Origin of the sequence: Clostridium senegalense JC122 (genome assembly GCF_000285575.1) — a bacterium.
Lineage (GTDB): Bacteria > Bacillota > Clostridia > Clostridiales > Clostridiaceae > Clostridium_J > Clostridium_J senegalense.
The window spans coordinates 14803-37546 of the sequence record NZ_HE611053.1 but is presented as its reverse complement, the minus strand read 5'-3'; the positions used below and the strand labels follow the sequence as shown (position 1 = coordinate 37546).

At 27.4% G+C, this 22744-nt stretch carries 21 protein-coding genes, 1 pseudogene and 1 riboswitch; of the genes and pseudogenes, 6 read left to right on the top strand and 16 right to left on the bottom strand.

All coding sequences use genetic code 11. From position 1 onward, the window contains the following. The first annotated feature begins 815 nt into the window (after positions 1 to 815). The 3 genes from CSGHG_RS23750 to CSGHG_RS14195 all read left to right on the top strand — a co-directional run bounded on the left by CSGHG_RS23750 (position 816) and on the right by CSGHG_RS14195 (position 2339). Entirely contained in the window at positions 816 to 974 is a 159-nt protein-coding gene (locus CSGHG_RS23750; RefSeq protein WP_010296645.1) for a hypothetical protein, read from the top strand. A gap of 67 nt (positions 975 to 1041) precedes the next feature. Next, the gene (locus CSGHG_RS14200) at positions 1042 to 1725 is read left to right on the top strand and encodes a 5'-methylthioadenosine/adenosylhomocysteine nucleosidase (protein ID WP_010296643.1); all 684 of its coding nucleotides are present in this window, start codon (positions 1042 to 1044) and stop codon (positions 1723 to 1725) included. A 98-nt stretch (positions 1726 to 1823) separates the two neighbouring features. Then, positions 1824 to 2339: a GNAT family N-acetyltransferase gene (locus CSGHG_RS14195; RefSeq protein ID WP_010296641.1), complete on the top strand. Its 516-nt coding sequence runs from the start codon at positions 1824 to 1826 to the stop codon at positions 2337 to 2339. An 88-nt stretch (positions 2340 to 2427) separates the two neighbouring features. Here the strand turns inward: CSGHG_RS14195 and CSGHG_RS14190 are convergent, their stop codons facing one another. The 7 genes and pseudogenes from CSGHG_RS14190 to CSGHG_RS14160 form a co-directional block, all read right to left on the bottom strand. Continuing rightward, the gene (locus tag CSGHG_RS14190) at positions 2428 to 2973 is read right to left on the bottom strand and encodes a thiamine phosphate synthase (protein ID WP_010296639.1); all 546 of its coding nucleotides are present in this window, start codon (positions 2971 to 2973) and stop codon (positions 2428 to 2430) included. Next, positions 2951 to 4261 (bottom strand): phosphomethylpyrimidine synthase ThiC, encoded by a 1311-nt coding sequence (gene thiC, locus CSGHG_RS14185; protein WP_010296637.1) that lies wholly within the window; start codon positions 4259 to 4261, stop codon positions 2951 to 2953. The genes CSGHG_RS14190 and thiC overlap by 23 nt, the downstream gene beginning before the upstream one ends. A gap of 11 nt (positions 4262 to 4272) precedes the next feature. Further along, complete coding sequence (gene thiH, locus CSGHG_RS14180) at positions 4273 to 5382, bottom strand: 2-iminoacetate synthase ThiH (RefSeq protein ID WP_010296635.1); 1110 nt, start codon at positions 5380 to 5382, stop codon at positions 4273 to 4275. Then, entirely contained in the window at positions 5382 to 6149 is a 768-nt protein-coding gene (locus CSGHG_RS14175; protein ID WP_010296633.1) for a thiazole synthase, read from the bottom strand. Before CSGHG_RS14175 ends, thiH begins: the two co-directional genes overlap by 1 nt. Positions 6150 to 6162: 13 nt before the next feature. Continuing rightward, on the bottom strand, positions 6163 to 6966 hold the full coding sequence (gene thiF, locus CSGHG_RS14170; RefSeq protein ID WP_010296631.1) for a sulfur carrier protein ThiS adenylyltransferase ThiF: 804 nt from the start codon (positions 6964 to 6966) through the stop codon (positions 6163 to 6165). Further along, positions 6967 to 7113, bottom strand: a pseudogene (thiS, locus tag CSGHG_RS22785) (sulfur carrier protein ThiS); the annotation flags it as partial. 179 nt (positions 7114 to 7292) lie between these two features. Continuing rightward, positions 7293 to 7396: riboswitch (TPP riboswitch) on the bottom strand. A 109-nt stretch (positions 7397 to 7505) separates the two neighbouring features. Further along, the gene (locus CSGHG_RS14160) at positions 7506 to 8246 is read right to left on the bottom strand and encodes an alpha/beta fold hydrolase (protein ID WP_010296625.1); all 741 of its coding nucleotides are present in this window, start codon (positions 8244 to 8246) and stop codon (positions 7506 to 7508) included. A 401-nt stretch (positions 8247 to 8647) separates the two neighbouring features. On the opposite strand from CSGHG_RS14160, the gene CSGHG_RS14155 reads away from it, so the two are divergent. Further along, positions 8648 to 9091, top strand: a complete 444-nt coding sequence (locus CSGHG_RS14155; protein WP_010296623.1) for a GNAT family N-acetyltransferase — start codon at positions 8648 to 8650, stop codon at positions 9089 to 9091. A gap of 995 nt (positions 9092 to 10086) precedes the next feature. On the opposite strand, the gene CSGHG_RS14150 is transcribed toward CSGHG_RS14155, so the two are convergent. After that, a complete protein-coding gene (locus CSGHG_RS14150) occupies positions 10087 to 11391 on the bottom strand; it encodes a Na+/H+ antiporter family protein (protein WP_010296621.1) in 1305 nt (434 codons plus the stop codon). A gap of 139 nt (positions 11392 to 11530) precedes the next feature. Further along, complete coding sequence (hisS, locus tag CSGHG_RS14145; RefSeq protein ID WP_010296612.1) at positions 11531 to 12826, bottom strand: histidine--tRNA ligase; 1296 nt, start codon at positions 12824 to 12826, stop codon at positions 11531 to 11533. Between the two features lie 774 nt (positions 12827 to 13600). Between hisS and CSGHG_RS14140 the strand changes: the two genes are divergently transcribed. Together CSGHG_RS14140 and CSGHG_RS14135 are read left to right on the top strand one after the other, a co-directional pair. After that, positions 13601 to 14257 carry a carboxylesterase family protein gene (locus CSGHG_RS14140; protein ID WP_010296611.1) on the top strand — a complete coding sequence of 219 codons (657 nt, stop codon included), beginning with the start codon at positions 13601 to 13603 and terminating at the stop codon, positions 14255 to 14257. Positions 14258 to 14363: 106 nt separating this feature from the next. Further along, the gene (locus CSGHG_RS14135; RefSeq protein WP_010296610.1) at positions 14364 to 14828 is read left to right on the top strand and encodes an HD domain-containing protein; all 465 of its coding nucleotides are present in this window, start codon (positions 14364 to 14366) and stop codon (positions 14826 to 14828) included. Between the two features lie 205 nt (positions 14829 to 15033). Here CSGHG_RS14135 and CSGHG_RS14130 read toward each other — a convergent pair whose 3' ends face one another. The 7 genes from CSGHG_RS14130 to CSGHG_RS20960 form a co-directional block, all read right to left on the bottom strand. Next, a complete protein-coding gene (locus CSGHG_RS14130; protein ID WP_010296607.1) occupies positions 15034 to 15462 on the bottom strand; it encodes an N-acetyltransferase in 429 nt (142 codons plus the stop codon). Positions 15463 to 15734: 272 nt separating this feature from the next. Then, complete coding sequence (locus CSGHG_RS14125; protein WP_010296605.1) at positions 15735 to 17636, bottom strand: ABC transporter permease; 1902 nt, start codon at positions 17634 to 17636, stop codon at positions 15735 to 15737. Then, positions 17623 to 18381, bottom strand: coding sequence for an ABC transporter ATP-binding protein (locus CSGHG_RS14120; protein WP_010296604.1), 759 nt, complete (start codon positions 18379 to 18381; stop codon positions 17623 to 17625). The genes CSGHG_RS14125 and CSGHG_RS14120 overlap by 14 nt, the downstream gene beginning before the upstream one ends. A gap of 154 nt (positions 18382 to 18535) precedes the next feature. Continuing rightward, on the bottom strand, positions 18536 to 19675 hold the full coding sequence (locus CSGHG_RS14115) for a glycerate kinase (RefSeq protein ID WP_010296603.1): 1140 nt from the start codon (positions 19673 to 19675) through the stop codon (positions 18536 to 18538). A 53-nt stretch (positions 19676 to 19728) separates the two neighbouring features. Beyond that, the gene (locus CSGHG_RS14110) at positions 19729 to 20517 is read right to left on the bottom strand and encodes a DUF4261 domain-containing protein (RefSeq protein ID WP_010296602.1); all 789 of its coding nucleotides are present in this window, start codon (positions 20515 to 20517) and stop codon (positions 19729 to 19731) included. Positions 20518 to 21657: 1140 nt separating this feature from the next. Further along, the gene (locus tag CSGHG_RS14105) at positions 21658 to 21933 is read right to left on the bottom strand and encodes a hypothetical protein (protein ID WP_010296601.1); all 276 of its coding nucleotides are present in this window, start codon (positions 21931 to 21933) and stop codon (positions 21658 to 21660) included. Positions 21934 to 22468: 535 nt separating this feature from the next. Beyond that, the coding region (locus tag CSGHG_RS20960; RefSeq protein ID WP_010296597.1) for a hypothetical protein at positions 22469 to 22744 on the bottom strand (276 nt) is incomplete at its 5' end.

Below are 22744 nucleotides of genomic sequence, written 5' to 3'. Positions count from 1 at the left end.
ATTATACTTTTTGGTAAATGCTTTTGATGATTCTAGCTTCTCTTCAATACTACTTAAAGTTGGTCCCAAACATCTACGTAGCTATGCTACTTTTTTAGGACCGGCTTCAATTTCTATAAGTTTTATTGCTAAACCATTGATTTCACTCACAAAATAACTTGCGGAAAATATACTTTGGTACGCCTGTCCTTCTTGTTACGGTGCTATATTTAAATAATAATCTTAGCTTAATTTTATATCCTAAATTTAGATTTTACTCTATTAAATTAAAAAGAAACTGGATTTAATCCAGTTTCAGCCCCAACTTTTAACTCTTACTTCTTAACTATTAACTATTTCAGGGACTGGCTAACTTTTTTATTTATGGCAACTAAATTTAAAGAGCTGGTCTTTATTTTATGAAGATACATTTATCGTGCCTGTCCCATTTGTTACGGTGCTACACTTTGTTATTAAGGTTTTCTTAATCTTATATCCCAAACTTAGATTTTACCCTATTAAATTAAAAAGAAACTGGTCTACAGTTTCAACTCTAACTCTTAATTTTTAACTAGCTAGAACTCCTGTACAAGCAATTAATCAGAACTTTTATCCCATAACAAGAGGGACAGGTTCATTTTGGGCTAGTTTCTTTGTTTAACTGCAGATTCCACAAATACTATATTCCCATTACCTAATAAGCAAAGAACCAGTACCTAATACTTTGGTTTTAATGTATAGGTATATAGTTTAAGTATTGAATTTATTATCCAGTGGTATAAAATGTAATATAATACTTATATATATTTAAAATAATGTATTATTAAGGAGGATTTATGGAGATTTTTTTCTGGTTTATAGATTTATTACTTCCTGTTACAATGATAATTCTAGGTAAAATAATTGGTAATAATCCGCCTAAAGAAATTAATAATGTTTGTGGTTATAGAACAACCAGTTCTATGGAATCAAAAGAGGCTTGGGTATTAAAATGAAACTAAAATCTAAATTTCACAAATAATTATTTAGATAGTTTAAATTATACAAATTAGGGGGGATATTATGAGAATAGGAATTATAGGACCATCTAAAAATGAGATTATGCCTTTTATTGAGAAATTATCTGATAAAAAAGCATCTTCATTTGCAATGTTGGATTTTTATAGAGGTTCTTATAACTCTATAGACGTTGTTGCATTATATTCAGGTGTATGTAAGGTTAATGCTTCTATTGCTACTCAAATATTGATAGATAGATTCAATGTTACTCATATTATTGTTGTTGGAGTTGCTGGAGGAATTGACAGAAAGCTGAATATTGGAGACACCGTCATATCTACAGAATTAGCATATCATGACGTTGATGATGGGATACTAACAGAATATCATCCATGGATGAAAAATATATATTTTAATGCAGATAGTTATCTTATAAATCTTTGTAGGAAGATCCAATCATCTAAATTAGTTACTCAAAAAATCTATTTTGGCAGAATAGTAACGGGAGAAGCATTTATAAGTGACTTTGGTCGTGGACATATAATTAATAAATATAATCCACTTTGCGTAGATATGGAGAGTGCTAGTATTGCTCATGTATGTTACGTAAATAATATTCCATTCTTAGCAATAAGAACAATATCAGATACTGAAAATGAAAGTGGACCGGAAGTTTTTGAGAAAAATTGCGTATCAGCATCTATTAATTCTATTAATGTTCTAGAAAAAATTTTAGAAATTATTTAGATAACATCTAAATTAGAATACACGAATACTTGCTTTATAATGTACAGTAATTCTTTATTCAATTAATATATAAATAGGAATTTATCGGGGGGATATTTATGATTAAACTTATAGAACCAAATGAAAAATATTTGAAATCATATATTGAAGCATATGACGAATATGAGGATAACCATGTTGCAACATATGCGTTTAATGATGCAAGATCCTATGATATATTTGTGAAATATGATAATTATAAAAATGAGCGTAATTTAAAGCCCAATAGGGTTGGGGCAAGTTATTTTTGGTTGGTTGACGATGAGAAAGACTTGTTTATAGGGGAAATTAGCATTAGACATAATCTCACTGATTCACTACTACGATATGGTGGTCATATAGGGTATGGTATTCGCTATTCTGAATGGAATAAAGGCTATGGAACTTTTATGCTTAAACTGGCGTTAGAAAAAGCAAAGAAGATGGGTATTTCAAAAATTCTAATCACTTGTGATGATGATAACTATGCTTCTGCTAAAATAATGGAAAATAATGATATGGTACTCCAAGATAAAGTAGAGAACCTTATAGATGGACAGAAAATTCTTACAAGGAGGTATTGGAAAACTCTATAGGAATTAAGTTAAGTGGACAAATTTATATTTGTCCACTTTAGTTATAGTCATTATAAACATTGGTTTAAAACAAAGTCTTATAATAAAGTTATTCCATAAAAGCACTCATCATAGCAACCCCATCAGCTCCTGAGTTGTAAACTTCTTTCATGTTGTCTTGTTTTATTCCACCTAATGCAATTACTTTGCAAGAGACATGTTTTTTTATATCTTCTATGAATTTTACACCTTTTCCTTTTAAACCTTCCTTACATTTTGTTTCATATATATTAGATGATAAAATATATGTGGCTCCAAGTTTATCTGCTTTTATTGCTTCTTCTAAAGAATGAATTGACACTCCTACTATTTCATCCTTATTCTTTCTATACCTTAAAAACATTTCAAAAGATAAGTGTATTCCATAAGGTTTAACTTTTTTATATACAAATTCATTAGAATTTATTATTAATTTACAGTTAGTATTTTCTATTATTTTTGTAATAGTCTTTGCGTATTTTAATAAGACATCATCAGAAACATTTTTTTCACGCAATATTATTCTACAAATGCCATATTTTACAGCAGCTTCTATCTTTTGAAAATATTCTTCATCACTTTGTACAAGCTGTCTATTTGTTATTAAATATATCAATTTCTTTTTCCTTCAATACCTTATTCATATTCCTAACGGCACACATTTTACCACACATTGTGCAGGTATCTGAATGTTCAGGCATAGATTCTTCTCTGTATCTTTTAGGTTTTTCGCTATCTAAAGCTAATTTAAACATCATATCCCAATCTAAATCTGACCTTGCCTTGCTCATAGCATCATCTAATTCTCTAGCACCATTAATGCCCTTAGCTAAATCTCCTGCATGAGCTGCTATTTTAGTTGAAATTATACCTTCTTTCATATCTTCTATATTTGGTAATCTTAAATGTTCTGCTGGTGTAACATAACATAAAAAATCTGCTCCTGACGCTGCTGCTATAGCTCCACCAATTGCTGAAGTAATATGGTCATAACCTGGTGCTATATCTGTTACTAGTGGTCCTAAAACATAAAATGGAGCATCATGACAAAGTTTTTTCTCTAAAAGTACATTTGTTTTAATTTCATCTAATGTCATATGTCCAGGACCTTCAATTATAACTTGTACATTTCTTTCCCATGCTCTTAATGTGAGTTCTCCTAATGTTATTAACTCCTTAATTTGAACTGCATCAGTAGAATCTGCATTACATCCTGGTCGGCATCCATCTCCAAGACTTAAAGTAACATCATACTCTTCACAAATGTCTAATAATCTATCATAGTATTCATAAAATGGGTTTTCCTTATTATTAACTTCCATCCATGCAAATAATAATGAGCCACCTCTTGAAACAATATTAGTTAATCTTTTATTTCTTTTAAATGTATCAGCTGCTTCTTTATTTAATCCAGCGTGGATTGTAACAAAATCTGCACCATCTTTTGCATGTTTTTCAACAACATCTAAAAATTCTTTCGCTGTTATTTCATCTAATTCCTTATCATAAAAACCAATAGCATCATAAATTGGCACTGTTCCTATAATAGCTGGTGAATACTCTACAAGATTTTTTCTAAATTCAGCAGTTTTTCCATAATTAGAAAGATCCATTATAGACTCTGCCTTCATCTCTATTGCTTTTTTCACCTTTTCCATTTCTTTTTCTATAAAGTAACAATCCTTTGATATTCCTAGATTAACATTTATTTTTGTTTTCATTCCTTTTCCTATACCCTCAGGACTTAAAGATTTATGATTTTTATTAGCTGGAATTACTACTTGTCCTTTAGCAATTAACTCTCTTAATGCTTGCACATCTATCTGTTCTTTTTTTGCTACTATTTCCATTTCTTTTGTTATTATGCCTTTTTTAGCTGCATCCATTTGTGTTGTATAATTCATTTTTATTCCCCCTAAATTCTTTCCCAATCTTTAAAAATTGGTTGATACCCTAATCTCTTTATCATTTTTTTCACATCTTCTGTACTACTTTGGTCACTTATTAAAAATTGTGATTCCCCTTTGCCCTTTGTGTCTTTACAGTGTCCTCCCACTTCTGTTAATACGCCCGCTGACATTTTATTAACTCCTAGTGGAATCAATTTTTCTCTAAAACTTGCTGATTCTCTTGTAGATATATTTATAACTGAGTTATTATGAAATAACCTTAATGCTAAAATACACTGAACTAAGTTTTTATCACTTACTGGATATATATCATGAAAAGTTCCAGCATGTGGACGTATTCTTGGTGCTGAAAAAGCTACATCTACTCCTGGGTAATTATCTTTAATATATTTTCCATGTAATGCTGTTAAAAACACTTCTTTTCTAAAATCATTTAATCCTAACAGTGCACTTACACTTATATTTCTCATACCTGCTTTTGCACCTCTTTCTGGTGCATCAAGCCTAAAATTATAATTTCTTTTTGGACCACCTAAATGTACTTTCTTATATATTTCTCTATCATATACTTCTTGGTAAACTGTTAATCCATCAGCACCTGCCTCTATAGCTTTTTTATAATCTTCTTCACTTAATGGTTGTACTTCTAATGTAATTGAAGGAAAATAATCCTTAAGTACTTTTATTGCATCTACTAAATATTCTATTGGTGTATCTTTAGGACTTTCACCAGTTAAAAGAATTATATGTTTAAACCCTTCTTCAGCTATGGCCTTTGCTTCTTTTTCTATTTCTTCCATAGTTAACTTTGCTCTTAAAATATTGTTATCATGATTGTAAGAACAATAAGCACATCTGTTAACACACATATTAGCAATATATAATGGTGTATATAAAAGAACGGTTTTCCCAAAATACCTATTAGATATTTCATGAGCTTTTTGAGCCATTTCTTCTAGATATTTTTCACCTTTAGGCGATATTATGTTTAAAAAATCCTCTTCATTTAATTTGTTTTTGTATATAGACCTTTTTATATCTTCCTCTGTAACCCTATTAAAATAATCTTCAAAATTAAATTTTTCGTATTTTTCTATAACCTTTAAAAATGACATTACTCTAAAAATCCAGTTAAAGGTGATGATGCGTTTCCAAATTTAGATACAACACCAGCTTTAGCCAAATATGCTTCCCTTCCAGCTTCTACAGCTTTTTTAAAGGCACTTGCCATAAGAATAGGGTTATTGCTTGATGATATTGCAGTATTTAAAAGAACCGCACTAGCTCCCAACTCCATTGCTTCACAAGCATGAGAAGGTAAACCAATACCTGCATCTACAATCACTGGTTTATTTAATTCATCTATCATTATTTCTATCAATTCTTTTGTTTTTAAACCTCTATTGGTTCCGATAGGCGCCCCTAATGGCATAACAGCTTCCGCACCTGCTTCTATCATTCGTTTTGCCATTGCTAAGTCAGGATTCATATACGGTAAAACTACAAAACCTTCTTTAGCTAATATTTCTGTAGCTTTTAAAGTTTCTAAATTATCTGGCAAAAGATACTTTGAATCGTTTATTACTTCTATTTTAATCCAGTTTCCACATCCCATAGCTTTTGCAAGTCTAGCAATCCTCACTGCTTCTTCTGCATTTCTTGCCCCTGATGTATTTGGTAGCAATACCATATTTTTTGGTATATGGTTTATTACATTTTCTTCTTTATCATCAAAATTTATTCGTCTTACTGCCATAGTAATTACTTGAGCTTCTGAACTTTTAACTATTTCAGGAATAATAGAATTTGATGCATACTTACCTGTTCCAATAAACAATCTAGAATTTAACTCTTTTCCGCCAATTATAAATTTATCATTCACAACATTTCCCCCTCTACACTTCACTGTCACCTAGTAATATTCTCACTGCCATATTTGCCATATGACCTGCAGCTATACTTACTCTTGGAGCCATAAGACCTGAACCTTCTTTTGCCTCATTTTCTCCATCTCCACAAACATAAAATCTACTATTAATCTTTTTAGTAATTATAGAATTAGATGAAAAACTGCCTGCCATTCCATTTCCACTGATAATATATTTATTTGTATCAAGTAAAATAGCATTTACAAGCTCTGCTTTACACTTTGCATTATCAAAAGCTTCTATAACAACATCACATTCTTTAAATGTATAGATAGCATTGTCTTTATCTAAATATCTATCTACAACTTCTACTAAAATATAGGGATTAATTTCTTTAATAATTTCTTTAATTGCATCAGTTTTTTTCATCCCTATATGCCTTATATAATATTGTTGTCTATTTAAATTACTTGGCTCTACTACATCAAAATCTACTAATACTAACTTTCCGACTCCTATTCTTGCTAAAAATATTGCTATATTAGAACCAAGTCCACCTAAACCCGCAACACCTACTACTGACTTCTTTAGTTTTTCAAATACACCTTTTGTATGTCTAGAAACCATTAGTGTTTCTAGTTCTTCTTTTTTTGGTTTTTCACCCTTTTTTATAAAAGTTAATTCATCTTTATCTTTTAAAATCTTATCTTCTTTTATTGGAAACCCGTTTATAATTACCATATCTGAATTAGAATACATTTTTTCTTTTATATTATTTATAGATACATTTTCACTTATTTCAAAGCTTCTTCCATTCACCTTAATAAGCATTTATCCCCCTCCAACAAAAGCAACTATTTCTATTTTGTCATCTTCTTTTAATATTGTTTTATCATATTCATCCTTAGGTAATATTTCTAAATTCAGTTCAACAACAATTTTATCTGCATAAAGTTCTAAGTCTTTTATCATTTCACTAACTGAAAAGCCTTCATAATTCTTTTTTTACCGTTTACAATCATGCTATCCCTCCTCTCTAAAATCATCTTAATAAAGCTACTATGGGGTTTTGCTATGTTTTTTTGCATATAAAAAAGAGCTTACCAACTGGTAAGCTCTTATGAAAATATATGTTATAATTTTATTTCAAATTTAAATATTTTCCAAAATTACTTCCCTACGTTGGTGTTAACCATATCAGGTTCAAAGGGTCGAAACTTAAAATTCCTCTCAGCCACTATTGGCTCCCCTAGTAAATCTCTATTAAGTTAAATTCATTATACCTCTACAAAACTATATTGTAAATACTTGTTTATTTATATATACAATTCCAATTGAAGCTATTGCAATAAAAAAATACTACATTTGTTTCATAAAAAATTTCTAATGAGGCTAACATACTCCTCATGATTAACTAAGCTAAGTTCCCCATGTCCCATTTTTTTAGCTATATACAAATGACTATTTAAAATACTGTTATGCAGTCTTTCTGCTGATTTTTTCATAATCTTTAACTCTTTTTCTCCAACAATAATTAGAACCTTAGCTTTTGTATTTTTAATTATGTTTTTCAATATATAATTCCCATTACTTAGTGTAATATTAACTAAAGATTCTTTTGTTATATTTAAACTATCCTTATAATAACGTTCAAACATTTCTTCAGGAACATTCAGTATTTTTGCTTGTAATTTTGAAAACCATTTTTTCCTTATTAAACCATAAAACATTTTGTAAGTTGGTACTGCTAAACCCCTTGTCCCTTTAATTGGGTAAACCAAAGCACTCTCAATAACTGCAAATTCAGTAATATTACTTCTTCTAGATAATATTTCAGTTATAATTTGAGCACCAATGGATAATCCGGCAAGTGCAAATACTCTTCCACCACAATTAGCATCTATAAATGAAATTAATTTATCAGCACTATCATCTATACTTATAAAATTTGTTTTGCCATCTTCACCATGTCCATCAATTATAGGTGCCACAACATGATTTTCACTACTAAAAATCTTGATAATTTTTTCCATAGACCACCAAGATAATCCTCCCCCGTGTAAAAATATTATCGTAGGTAATTCCCTATTTCCAAATTCTTTAAATTTCATTTTAATCTCCTATCAATAATATAAACATTAAATGTATTACTTTAAACTTCCTTATATTAACATAAATATACATTACACTATTTCACATTTAATTTAAACATATAAATACTATAGGGAAACAAGCTCCAATTTAAATTTATTCAACAACCTTAAAATATTTTTACACAAGATGTAGTGTTGAATTCTAAGTGATTCGGAGCATGTCTCACTATTTTAGGTATCCAAGTTTTGGAATGAATAACTTTAAGAGTCAACTTGGAACCCTATATTAATTAAAATAAGCTGTTAACTAACAGTAGAATATTAATTTCAAATTTATTTTATTTGTAGAAATTGTTGTATTTACAAAATTATGTTATAATATTTTAAATATTTATTAAGAAACAGAGGGTAAGAATAAAATGAAAAATTTAGTTATATTAGAAATGAAAAAACATATGCTTGATCAATGTGTTGATTTATTTATAAACACATTTTCTAAAGAACCATGGAATGATGTTTACGACTCAAGAGATCCAGTAGTTAATTTCTTCAATAATCACTTTAACAATAACTACTTTCTAGGTTATGTAGCTATGTTAGATGACAAAATTGTAGCATTAAGTGTTGGTATGAAAAAGCCATGGATAGAAGGTATGGAATATTATATTGACCAATTTTGTGTTAGTTATGAAGTGCAGGGAAAAGGCATTGGAAGTTGGTTCATGAAAGAAATAGAAAAAAATATTAAAAATCAGGGAATGAACGGAATGATATTAAACACAGAAAAAGGTTATCCAGCACAAAAGTTTTATGAGAAAAATGGTTTTAAAATAATTAATGATTTAATAGTTTTTGGTAAATAATAATGATTTTTATATCTTTAAGTAGTTTGTTGAATTAGATAAAACTTAAGTTAGTAATAAACATCAAGTAAAGATTAATATCTAAGTATAACACCGTAACAAATGGGACAGGCACGACAAATGTAGCTCCATAAAATGAAAATAACCTCTTTGGATGTAACTGCCGTAAATAAGAAGGGTTAGCCAGTCCCTAAAACAATTCAGAGCTAATAAGTAATAGTAGAGGTGGAAACTGGATTAAATCCAGTTTCTTTTTAATTTAATAGAGTAAAATATAAATTTAGGATATAAAATTAGCTAAAATTGTATTCAAAATACTTAGCCATAACAAGAAGGACAGGTTCATTTAGTTGTACAACCATAAAAAATTTTAGTACTCAATAAAATGGGCTAGATAAAGTAAAATATCAAGTAAAGAACCAGTACTTGAGCTACAAAGTAGCATAGTTGTTAGGGACTGGCTTTGAACTATTATATTAGTAATGTAATATTATTAGAGCATCAAATGGTAACGAAGAAAATAAACTTATCGTGCCTGTCCCATTTGTGATGGCGGCAAATTTTGATTAATTGCTTATTTAGGAAATTTTAAGTAGTTAAAACCAGAGTTTTGAATATAAATTAAGCTAAGATTATTATTTAAATGTATCACCGTAACAAGAAGGACAGGCGTACCAAAGTATATTTTCCGTAAGTTATTTTGTAAGTGAAATCAATGGTTTAGTAATAACACTTGTAGAAATTGAAGCCGATCCTAAAAAAATAGCATAGCTACGTAGATGTTTTGGACCGACTTTGAGCAGTGTTGAAGAGAAACTAGAATCATCAAAAGCATCTATCCTAAAGTATGGTAAAATAGACCTTAACGCGTCTGTCCCTCTTGTAATGGAAGTAGACCTTTAAATAGTTGGTTGTTTATGATTTTTAGATAGTTGAAGGTTAAAACTTATTTATAAAATCGGATTAAATTTTCAACTTATCCCTCTGTTCTTATATTAAAAAATCAAAGCAGCTACTAATCCAAATATAAATAGTGGTATGTTATAGTGCAGGAATGTTGGCACGCAGGTATCCCAAATATGGTCATGTTGGGAATCTATATTAAGTCCAGATGTTGGTCCAAGAGTGCTATCTGATGCTGGCGACCCTGCATCTCCTAATGCTCCTGCAACTCCAATTAATATGATTACAGATAAAGGACTAAAACCTAATTTAAGTCCTAATGGACAGTATATAGTTGCTAATATAGGAATAGTTCCAAAAGAACTTCCTATTCCCATAGTTATAAGAAGCCCTACTAAAAGCATTAGTAATGCTCCAAGGAATTGACTTTGTCCTACTAATACAACTATAGAATTAACAAATGATTCTATAGCACCTGTTTCTCTTAATACATTTCCATATCCAGCAGCTACAAGCATTACAAAAGCTATAAAACCCATGATTTTAATTCCACCATTCATCAAATTATCAATTTCATTAAATTTAATAGTTCTTGTTACAATTAAAACTATAATTGCACATAACCCACCTAATGGTAGCGACCCTGTCAAAATTTGAACCACAAAAGCTACTATAGCAGACATTAATACAGTCCAGTGAATCTTTGTCATTTTTATATCTTCATTATCATTTGAAAACTCTTCTAAATTTACATTTTTATACTCTCTAGGTTCTCTATAGCTAAAAAATATAGCTACTAAAAGTCCAATAATCATAGCCACTCCTGGTATCCACATTACTTTACTTACCATGTTATTTGTAACTTCTATATTGTTAGCTATCATTTGATCTCTTATAATATTTTGAAATATAAGTCCAAATCCTACTGGTATAGCTATATATGGAGCCTTCAATCCAAATGTTAAGGCGCAGGCAACAGCTCTCCTATCAATTTTCAATTTATTCATAATAGGTATAAGTGCTGGAATTAAGATTGGTATAAAGGCTATATGTACTGGAATAAGATTTTGAGAGAAACAAGCTATAACTGCTATTATTAATATAAAAGTAAATTTGTTTTCTTTAACTACCTTAGATATTTTTTTAGCTAGTATAGTTGAAAGACCTGTTTTATTTACTGTTACAGCCAAAGCTCCTAACAATAAATAACTAAGGGCTGTTTCAGAATTTCCACCCATTCCGTCTATTAATAAGGACATAGTTTGTCCCACACTTAGATTTGCTGTAATTCCAGCAACTATAGCTGAAATTAACAATGATAGTATTACATTTAATTTTAAAAGACATAAAACTATCATTACTGTAATAGATATGATAACAGGATTAAATAAACTCATAATATGCTTCTCCTTTAATTTTAGGAAACTGGACTATTCCAGTTTCCTTATTAATTTTTAACTTCTACTTATCTATTTTTATAGTGAAACAATCTCTCATTTAAATTTATTTTATAAACTTAAATTTCACATTAGTTTTCTATAAATTGTTATAATCTGTTACAAATTCCTTTCCTAGAGTCATGTTTTTTACCTTTACTTCATTTTTTATTTTCTCTTCTTCACCAATTAAAATTACATTTTCTATACCTAATTTATTAGCATAATTCATTTTCTTTTTTAAAGAATCTTCTTCAAAATATATAGTAACTCCATAACCCTTTTTCTCTAGACTTTTCATAACAGTTCCACAGTATTCTAATGTATCACCTATTGGTATTATTAAATAATTTAACTTTCCTTTCACATTATAGTTTTCTATAAATCCTATTTCTTTTAAAACAAAAAATAATCTTGTCATACCTATAGAAATTCCTACACCTGGTAATATCTTATCTGTATAATTTTCTGCCAAATTATCATATCTTCCCCCTGAACATATTGAACCATAAGTTTCATTTCCTATTAGTAAAGTTTCAAAAACTGTTCCTGTATAATAATCTAACCCCCTAATAATTTTCAAATTAATTTCAAATTCATTCTCCTCAACACCTAAAACTTTTAGAATTTCATTTACTTTCTTAAGCTCACCTACGCCTTCTATAAAATAATCTTCTTTAATATTTAGTCTTTCAAGAGAGTCTAATATCTCTTTATTACTTCCCTTAATATCTAAAATATCGCTTAAATATAAAGTTTTTTCATTTCCTATTAAAAATGTAAGTTCTTCAATAAACTTTCCTTTGCCAATTTTGTCGTACTTATCTATCAACATCATAACTTCATTTGAGTTTTCTATTTTTAGACCCTTTAAGATTCCTTTTAATATTTTTCTATTACTAATTTGAAATTTGTAATCCTTAAGTTTTATTTCCTTAAATGCTTTTGACGCTAAACTTATAACCCAAGCATCATTTTCTATAGCTAATTTATCTTTGCCTATAACATCTATATCACATTGATAAAATTCTCTATATCTACCCTTTTGATTTCTCTCACCTCTATACACTTTTCCTAATTGATATCTTCTAAATGGAAAAGTTAATTCATTATAGTGTTGAGCTACATATCTAGCAAAAGGCACTGTTAAATCAAATCTTAGTGTTAAATCATTCTTTCCTTTTGTAAAACTATAAACTTGCTTTTCCGTTTCACCACCGGTTTTTGCAAGAAGCACATTAGCTTTTTCTATTATAGGAGTGTCTATAGCTAAACAACCGTTCTTTTCATATACATCTAAAATTTTATTTACTATGTCATTGAATTTTTCTTGCTCATTTGGTAATAGTTCCATAAATCCTGGTAATATACTTGGTTTGATTATTTCTTTTTTCATTTTTACTCTCTCCTTAAATTAAATTTATTTCTTTTCACATTCCTTATACGACAAAAAACCGTGTAGGCATATACCTACACGGTTTAAATAAATTATGTTTACACTTAATTTATCATCACCTAGAGATACAAGCCTACGGCAATAGACTTGTATCTACAATTAAGCAGATCAAGTCTCTAGTGATGATGATGCATAAAATATACTTTGTTTCTATTAAGTGTACTCATAATTTTCCTCCTAAAATTTTATATATAATATAAATTATTTTTCTAAATATTTTACTTTTTATGTTACTTTTCTTATTTATATTTCAATTTTATTTTAGCTATAAATAATTAAAACCTATTATACATCCATAAATTTCTTCTGTAAAGTCTAAATTTATTTCTTTACTATATTTTAACTCAACGTTCAAATTTGATACATTTTTTTAATAAGTTATAGATTCATATTATGGCAATGCAACCTATACTTAATATATATTAACTTATTTGAAAGAAGAAAATCTATATTCATTTTATTGTATATATTGGTATAAATGTTATAATTATCATAATTCTATTTTATTATTTTCTAAATAACTATAATTTTTTTAAAATAGATATAAAGATATATATGTAAAGAATTTTCAATTTAAATTTATTCAATAATTTTAAATTTTCTACAGTATATTTCACTATTTTAAATATGCAAGTTCTAAAACAAGTAATTTTTAAATTCAACCTGAAATTTTATAAAAATTATATTTTAACAGAATTAAGTGAGGTGCTTTAAATGAGTTATGAAAGTTTTAAACTTCAAAGAGATATTAAGTCAACACTGAGTTATCTTGTTTATTTGCCAAAAAGTTATAACACAAATGTAAAAATGCCATTAATTCTTTCTTTGCACGGTTCAGGTGAACGTGGAAAGAATATAGAGGATGTAAAAAAATGGGGTATACATAAGATATTAAGATCAAACGATGATTTCCCTTTTATTGTAGTCTCTCCTCAATGTCCTAATGGTGAGATATGGGAAATGCAGTTTAATGCTTTAAAAGATTTATTGGATAAGATTGAAAATGATTATAACATTGATGCTGAAAGAATATATTTGACTGGATATAGTCTTGGTGGATATGGTACATGGAACTTTGCCATACTTAATCCCGAAAGATTTACTGCAATAGTTCCAATAAGTGTCGGAGCGATATCACCTAAAAAAGCTCTTTGTTTAAAAAACCTCCCTATTTGGGTTGCACATGGAGATAATGATGCTGCTGTGAACTTCGAGGAGTCTAAACGAATTGTTGACTGCTTAAAAAAATACAACTCTAACATCATCTTTAAAGTTTATGAAGGTAGAGGGCATGAAGTCTGCACTACAGCATATGAAGAACCAGAACTTTTTCAATGGCTTCTAAAACAGAAAAAGCAGAAAAAATCATAGTCTTTTATGAAAATAAATAATTTATATCATATTAAAATTGATTTTATAATTAGATAACATATATAAAATATTACGTAAATTATTTGCACTTTGAGGAGGATTAAATATGAACAGAATTGAAGTTTTAAGAAAATATATTGATGAAATAATCTTAAATATGACAGATGTTGAAGAGCGAAGATGTGCTTATATGCATTTATATGGGGTTGCTCAATCTTGTACATTAATTGCATTAAAGCGTGGAGAAAATGCTGAACTTGCAACTATGGCAGGTATGCTTCATGATATTTACTCCTATGCTAAAATGGACACAAAAGAACATGCACATAAAGGTTCTATTTTAGCAAGAGAAATATTGCAAACATTAAGTATCACAAATGATGATGAAACTAAAATTATTTGTGATGCTATTTATAATCATAGTGAGAAAGAAATGCTACATTCTCAATTTGATGAAATCTTAAAAGATGCAGATGTTTTTCAACATTGTTTATACAATCCTATGTTTGAAATCAAACCACATGAAAAAAACAGGTATGAAAAACTTAAACTTGAATTTGGTATTGCATAGAATTAAAAGTTATAATTATTAATTTTATAATTTAAAATATATTATTTCTAAACTTTTTATATGATTTACCTCAAAGAACAGCTAAATGTTCTTTGAGGTTTTTATCTTTTCTTCAAGTTCTTTAATTTTTTATACTTAATTATAATAATGATATCTTTTGATTTTTATGTTTTATTATATTAAATTTATTTTCTACAGCATAACATTAATTACAATTTGACATTATATATTCTAAAAACCCTGAATCTTCATTTGTTTGTTCTTTTATAATTTTAAAATTTTTACTTATATAAAAATTCACTGCACCTTCGTTTTCTTTATAAACTGCTAAACTTAAAAGTTTATACCTTTCAACTGCAAAATCTATCAATTTACTTCCTATTCCTAAGTTCTGAAAATTACTATCCACAAACAGTGCACCTATAAAATTATTGTCTATTACACTAATAAATCCTCTTATACCTATACCATCATCATATACAAACGTTTCTGCCATAGGAATATATACATCTTTAACTTTATTATAATTATCTTTCCAATAACTCTCTTCTATAAAGTTATGGGCTTTAATAGTACTTTCCTGCCATATTTTCATAACTTTATCTATCTCATTATGATTTATCTCTCTTATCATAAATAAAACTCCCTTCTTTAATAACTATAAGTTTTCAAGCTGACTTTTAAAATTATCCATTTCAAAACTTAGATATCCAAAATAGTAAGACATGCTCCAAATTACTTAAAGTTCAACACTACATTTTACATAAAAACATTTTAAAGTTATTGAATAAATTCAAATGCCAGCCTATTTTTTATATTAACCATAATTGTTTAACTTATTTTACATGATTTTAATATGTTTGTAAAAATAAATAAAGCAACCTAATAATAGGTTACTTTATTTGTTTAACAGTTTTTTTCAAGTATTGAGTTCTTATATTTTGTATTTACTATGATGTAACCTATAATTTCAATTACTAAGAAAATTATAGAACATCCAACTCCAGCTTTAATATATGATCCACTAAAATTAGCAGATAAAATTAACATTACAATAAAAGTTATAATTGTTGAAATTATAAACGGTACAAACATTAGTATGAAATTTTGTGTAGATATTATTTTAGAAAGTTCCTTTTTAGAAAGACCAAGCTTAATTATACCTTTAAACTTAATTCGCTCTCTTTCAATATCTGTAATAAGTCTAAAATAAATTATACTTAATGCTGCAATAACAAAAATTATGCTTATAAAAAATCCTATATAAAGTGTAAGATTTTTAACCATCCTTTCTACATTTAAAATATCATTAGCACTAAAGAATCCAAATTTATAAACATCACCCATTACTAGTTTGCTTTTAAGTTCTTTTGAAAGTACTGATTCATTCTGCCAATCATTAATATTATAAGAATAATCTTTTATAATATTAAAATTTTCTCTTTCATTAAGAGTATTTAATGTTTTATCATTTACAACTACAATTGTGTTAAAATAACCACTTGGAAATATATTTTTTTCTCCCAAACCTACTATAGTATAATTATTTCCTCCTAAAAGAGACATATTTTGTTTAGATGAGTCATCTTCTATACTTAAATCTGAATCTACTTTTACCAAATAAACTTCATTATCTTTAAGTGAAACTTTTTCTCCACCAACACCTTCTATAAGATTATTATAATCACTTTCACTTATTAATCCATTTCTGAAATCTTTATCTTTATATAGTATCTCAGCCTTAAATTTTTTATATCCAACTTTATCTTTTAAAGAATTCCCTATTAATTCTATATGTTCTTGCTCATTGTCATTATTTCCAAGAGACAAATATGTATAACTATAAGGTTGTACATATTTTGTATTCTTTTCTACATCTGCACTTGAAGCATATAAAATATCAATAGCTAAAAATGCTCCTATAAATAAAACTGTAACAAGATACATCATCTTTATATTAGAATTAAGTTTTGATTTTATATCTGATATTGTTAGCATATTTGTCTTTTTTAAATAAAGTTTTTTACTCTTTAATTTTGAAACTAGTAAAATAGAACCTTGAGAATATATAACATATAATACAACTAAAGCCCCTACAAACATTCCTGTAGTTCCTAGTTGACTATCTACAAATCCTCTTATTCCTTCATATTTTTTATAAAATGCAACTAAAAGGATTAAAATAGAAGCTATAAATACACCTATAGTCATTAATAATGGTGATGTTTTACTTTCTTTTTCAGAAATTTTATCTGATTTTAATAACTTTATAACTTTATCTTTACGAATAAATTTTGGTGTTATAAATGCTATTATTAAAAATAGAATAAAAAACATAACAAATGTTAACCCTATTGCTTTAATAGGAAAATATACTTTAAATCCATTAACACCCATTATATTTCGAGAAAGCATTAAGAAAAATGGTGAACATATTAATCCAAGTATAATAGCTGTTATTATTGAAGCAATTCCTATAAACATATTTTCTTTAAATATGATGTTATTAAGTTGCTTTTTTGATGCCCCCATAATTATAAAAGTTCCTAAAGTTTTCTTTCTAGAATGCATAAATGACTTAATAGAATATGCAATAAAAATAAATGAGAAAATATATACTATAATATTTCCTGCTTCCATTACAAGTGAAAGTGTAGCTCCGTCTCCAATAACAGCTAAATCAGGGTGAAACATAGAAATTGAAAAAGAAAAGAATATAAAAACTGAAAATACACTGCTTAAAAAATAAGCCAAATATGTTAGCTTATCTCTTAATACATTGTTAATTGCTAATTTATTTAAATTCATTTCTTCCACCTCCTAAGAAACTTAAAGTATCCATAATTTTTCCATAAAACTCATTTTGATTATTTTTTGAATGGATTTCATTGTATAAATTACCGTCTTTAATGAAAATTACTCTACTACAAAAACTAGCTACATATGGATCATGAGTTACCATTAAAATAGTTGTATCTAGCTTTTTATTTATTGAAACAAAAAGCTCCATTACATCTTTTACAGCTTTTGAATCTAAGTTACCAGTAGGCTCATCTGCTAAAAGTAATGCTGGTTCATTAATTATTGCTCTAGCAATAGCTACCCTTTGAGCTTGTCCTCCTGAAATTTCAAAAGTACGTTTCTTTAATAATGCTTCTATACCTAATAATTTTGTTGCACGACTTAATCTTTCTGCCATAATTGATTCTTTAACATTATCCAATGTAAGAGGAAGAATTATATTTTCTTCTACAGTTAAAGTATTTACTAAGTTAAAATCCTGAAAAACAAAACCTAGCTCTTGTCTTCTAAATTTTGAAAGATTATCATCATCTAATTCATGAGGTTTTTTATCATTTATTATAATCTCTCCACCAGTAAAATTATCAATTGTAGAGATACAATTAAGCAAAGTAGTTTTACCACTACCTGAAGGTCCCATTATAGCAACGAACTCTCCCTTATCTATATCAAAACTTACACCATCTAAAGCTCTGTATTTTATTTTGCCATCATAAATTTTTTCAATTTCTTTTACTTTTAATATACTCATATAAATCATTTCTCCTTACGTATAAAATATTTTTGATACTCTAATTTTACTTAAAGAGATGAATATAAACCATTTGTTAAGCTTTCAACTTTATTACACTTTTGTAATAAAAAAAAGCCTTGAATTCTCAAGACTTAAAAGATATCAGAAACTTTTAAAATTTATTATTTATTTTAAGAACTCTACAAATATTTTCTGTTGTTCTTTCTACATTTTCTTTTCCATTTTTTAAAGCTTGGTCTAATGTTTCAACTCCTGGTAAGATTCCAAATACCGAGTTTATCCCTAAATCATATAGTTTTTCTATATTAGAATCAACTTTGCCACCTAATGCTATTACAGGTATATTGTGTCTCTTCGCTAATCTAGAAACCCCAATAGGTGTTTTACCAAAAGTTGTCTGAATATCTATACTCCCTTCACCTGTAAATACAAAATCAGCATCTTTCAATTTATCCTCTAATCTTGAATAATTTATTACAAGATCTATCCCACTTACTAATTTTCCATTGCAAAATCCAATTAGTGCTGCACCTAATCCTCCTGCTGCACCTGCACCTTCTAATTTATCAATTTCTTTATTTAACTGATGCTTTACAATATTAGAAAAATGCTTTAAACTTTCATCTAATACTATAACCATGTTTTTAGTTGCACCTTTTTGTGGTCCAAAAACAAAACTTGCTCCATTATTACCAGTTAAAGGATTCTTTACATCACAGGCAACTTCTATATTTACATTTGCTATTCTCTTATCAAATTCTGATAAATCTATTCTAGATAATTTTTTTAAATTTCCACCGCCAAAACCTATTTCATTGTTATTTATATCTAAAAACTTTGCACCTAAAGCTTGAAGCATTCCTACTCCACCATCATTAGTAGAACTTCCACCTAGCCCTATAAGAATTTTGTTGCATCCTTTATCTAACACTTCTTTTATAAGCTCTCCTATACCAAAGGTTGTTGTGATTAATGGATTTCTCTTTTCCCTTGGAACCAAAGTTAATCCACTAGCCTCTGCAATTTCTATAATTGCTGTTTTACCATCATTTAAAAACCCAAACTTTGCACTAACATTGTTTCCAAGAGGGCCTGTTACTTCTTTTACATATACTTGTCCTTTAGTTGAATCTACTAAAGATTGTAATGTACCTTCTCCACCATCTGCCATAGGAACATGAATACATTTTGCATCTTTAAATACTTTTTTTATTCCTTTTTCCATAGCTATGCATACTTCTTTTGCTGTCATACTTTCCTTAAAAGAATCTGGAGCTAATACAAACTTCATACTATCACCTCTATGTTTTATCTTATAAAAGTAAATTTTACATTTTAACAATCCTATAAGTCATTATTAATTTCATTTTCAGTTATTTTTTCAAGTACAAGAGTACCAATATTTTCACCATTAAGTATATCTTCTAATTCATATACCTCTTTAAATTTCAAATATATCTCATCTTCAATTTGAATAGTATGTCCAGCTATTATCTTTGCTCCACTTTCATATTGGTAATTAAATATGTTTTCAAACATTTCATATACTTCTTCTGTTTCTTCAAATGTTCCATAATATGCATATTCACAAATACCATATAAGTTATTTCCTTTTGTAACAAACCAAACCCCATCATTATGAGGAATCTTTACAAAATTTCTCCATACCATCATTGCTGGAGTGTTTGCTAACCCTCTTTCACCACTTTCTTCTCCCATAGCTTGTATTAAAGATGGAATCAATCCATTCCAACTATATCCGTTTATTAGTCCTAATAGATTATGTTCTAAAAAACCATAGGCTAACTTAAAATATGTATTTAAAATATGGTTCATATCAATACTTCTACCTTCATAAAAAGCAATGATATGATAATTATGTTTTTTCATATTATCTAATTCATCCTTATTTCCATATGAACAATTGATTGTATAATCACATATATCCTTTGGAAGCTTAGAATCTATCCCAACTACTCTAAACTTATCTTCATTAATTGTTATATTAAAATATAAACCATCTTTCCCATCTAAATCATACATCATATCAAAGTTAACTACAGAGTTATCTATGCTATTTATCCTTTTAGTTATTTTTTCCTTATCTATTACAAAAGAGCTAGGGAATATCATATATAAAGCAAAACTTTCCTTTTCCTTTTTATCACCTCCTAGAATTTCTTTTTCTTTACTTTTCTTCTTTAAAAATTAAACATATAAACCTCCATTATGTATATATTTCCAAGTTGAAATTTAAACGTATTTCTTAATTTAACAACATTTCTGTTTATTTTTTATTTTATTCTATTATTTATAGATAAATTTTACAATAGTATCTGTTATATATATTTTTCAAGTTTATGTATTCATACCACTATGTTGATATAAATATTGCTTTAAAATATATTAATTTTATGAAGTGATTTATATGGAAAAAATTAGTCAACTAAAATTGAATAAAAAGTTAATTCAAATAGGTTCGATTTTTGATAGCATGGGTATTAGTAATTTAAAATTAACAAATAAATTCAAATCTTATTTTTAAAATAATAAAAAATTTAAAGAAATAACTATTGCAAATATACTCTGTTTTTAAATATATTGTTAATATAGGTAATTTAAAGAGAGGTGAACTATATTGAAAAGATTCATAATAAAGTCTATTATTATGTTTGTATTCTCTTATCTTATAATATTAATAGGCTCAAATACTGGTGGAAATAGCATTTTAAACTTCAAAGTACCAGCTAAAAAAATACTGATATTACTTTAAAAGATATTTTTGAAGACTTATTTTCCATAATACTATTTCTTATATTAGGTATTATATCTACAATTTATTTTCAAGATGATAGACTTATTATCATTATTATTACAATTGTATTGGAATTAATATTTATAGTAATACTTATAAAAGATATAAAGAATTATAAAAAATTCAAGAAAAATCACTAGTAAATATAATCATTTTGATTACATCACTTAATAATTTGCTCCTTGTTATCATGATAACTCACTCTATCTATATCATTTGCATAAAGCTAAGACATACTTTTTATATTTTTCATAATTTTTATTTATAAAAATAAATAAAAAAGTCACTTCTAATAATGTACTAATTTAAAGAAGAAAGTGACTTTACATAAAATTTATTAATAGGATTATTAAACTTTTTTAATATAAGTATTTTATATTTATAAAGTTTTCAAAAATAGAGATATACGTATTGTTATTTTCAATTATTTTTTATTCTCTAAATATAATATTTGATTTTTAGTTTAAAACACTAATGATTTCTGAAATACAAATAATCATATATATGATAAATGCTATTATCTCTACTGAAATTGTACCTATATAATTGTTTTTACTTATTTCTCCATTATTAAAACGTTTTCTTGATGTGTATATTAAACTTAACATTAAAATACTTATTAAAAAAGGAATTAAACCTGGTATTATAACTTTCTTTAAAAAATAAGCTACAACTGTAAATATTGTAACAATATAAATAATCCATTGTATTACACTAATAACTTTACTTTTCATTTTAATTATCCCCTGTCTAAGTTTATGGTTTTTTAGGGACTGGCTACCTTTTTCTTACTTATGACGACCAAATTTTAAAAGCTTCTTTTTATTTTATGGAGCTACATTGGTCGTGCCTGTCCCATTTGTTACGGTGGCATACGTTTACTTAGCTTTATATCCTGATTTTAAACGTTGGCTCTATTTTAAACTAATGTTGATAATTAAGTCTAATATAAAGCTGGATAAACAACTTTACTTGTCCAGTTTACTCTTTTAACTTAAAGTAATAAAAATACAAAGATATTATTTCTTCTTATCCTTTTTCTTTTCATCAAAAACCCCCATAATGAACAATGTCATGAATAATGTTGTTAATATGTATAATGGTCGTTCCAATAATTTTACCTCCTAAGATAGTTTATTAATTTAATATTTTATATTAAAAACTTAGATTTTATCATATTAAATTTTAAAGAAACTGGACTTAATCCAATTTTATAAATAACCTTTAGTTGTTACCTCAGCTATCTAAAACTTCTAAACAAGCAACTATTTAAAGTTCTACCTCCATCACAAGAGGGACAGACGCGTAATTGGCTACTTTACTATACTTTTGTCTAGATGCTTTTGTTAATTTTAGTTTTTCTCCAATATTACTCAAAGTCGGTCCCAAACATCTACGCAGCAAAGCTGCTATTTTAGGACCGGCTTTGATTTCTTTAGATTTTATTGATAATCTTTCAATTTCACTAAAAAATAACTTGCGGAAAATATCCTTTGATACGCCTGTCCTTCTTGTTACGGGTGTAGACTTTGAACATAGCTTTTG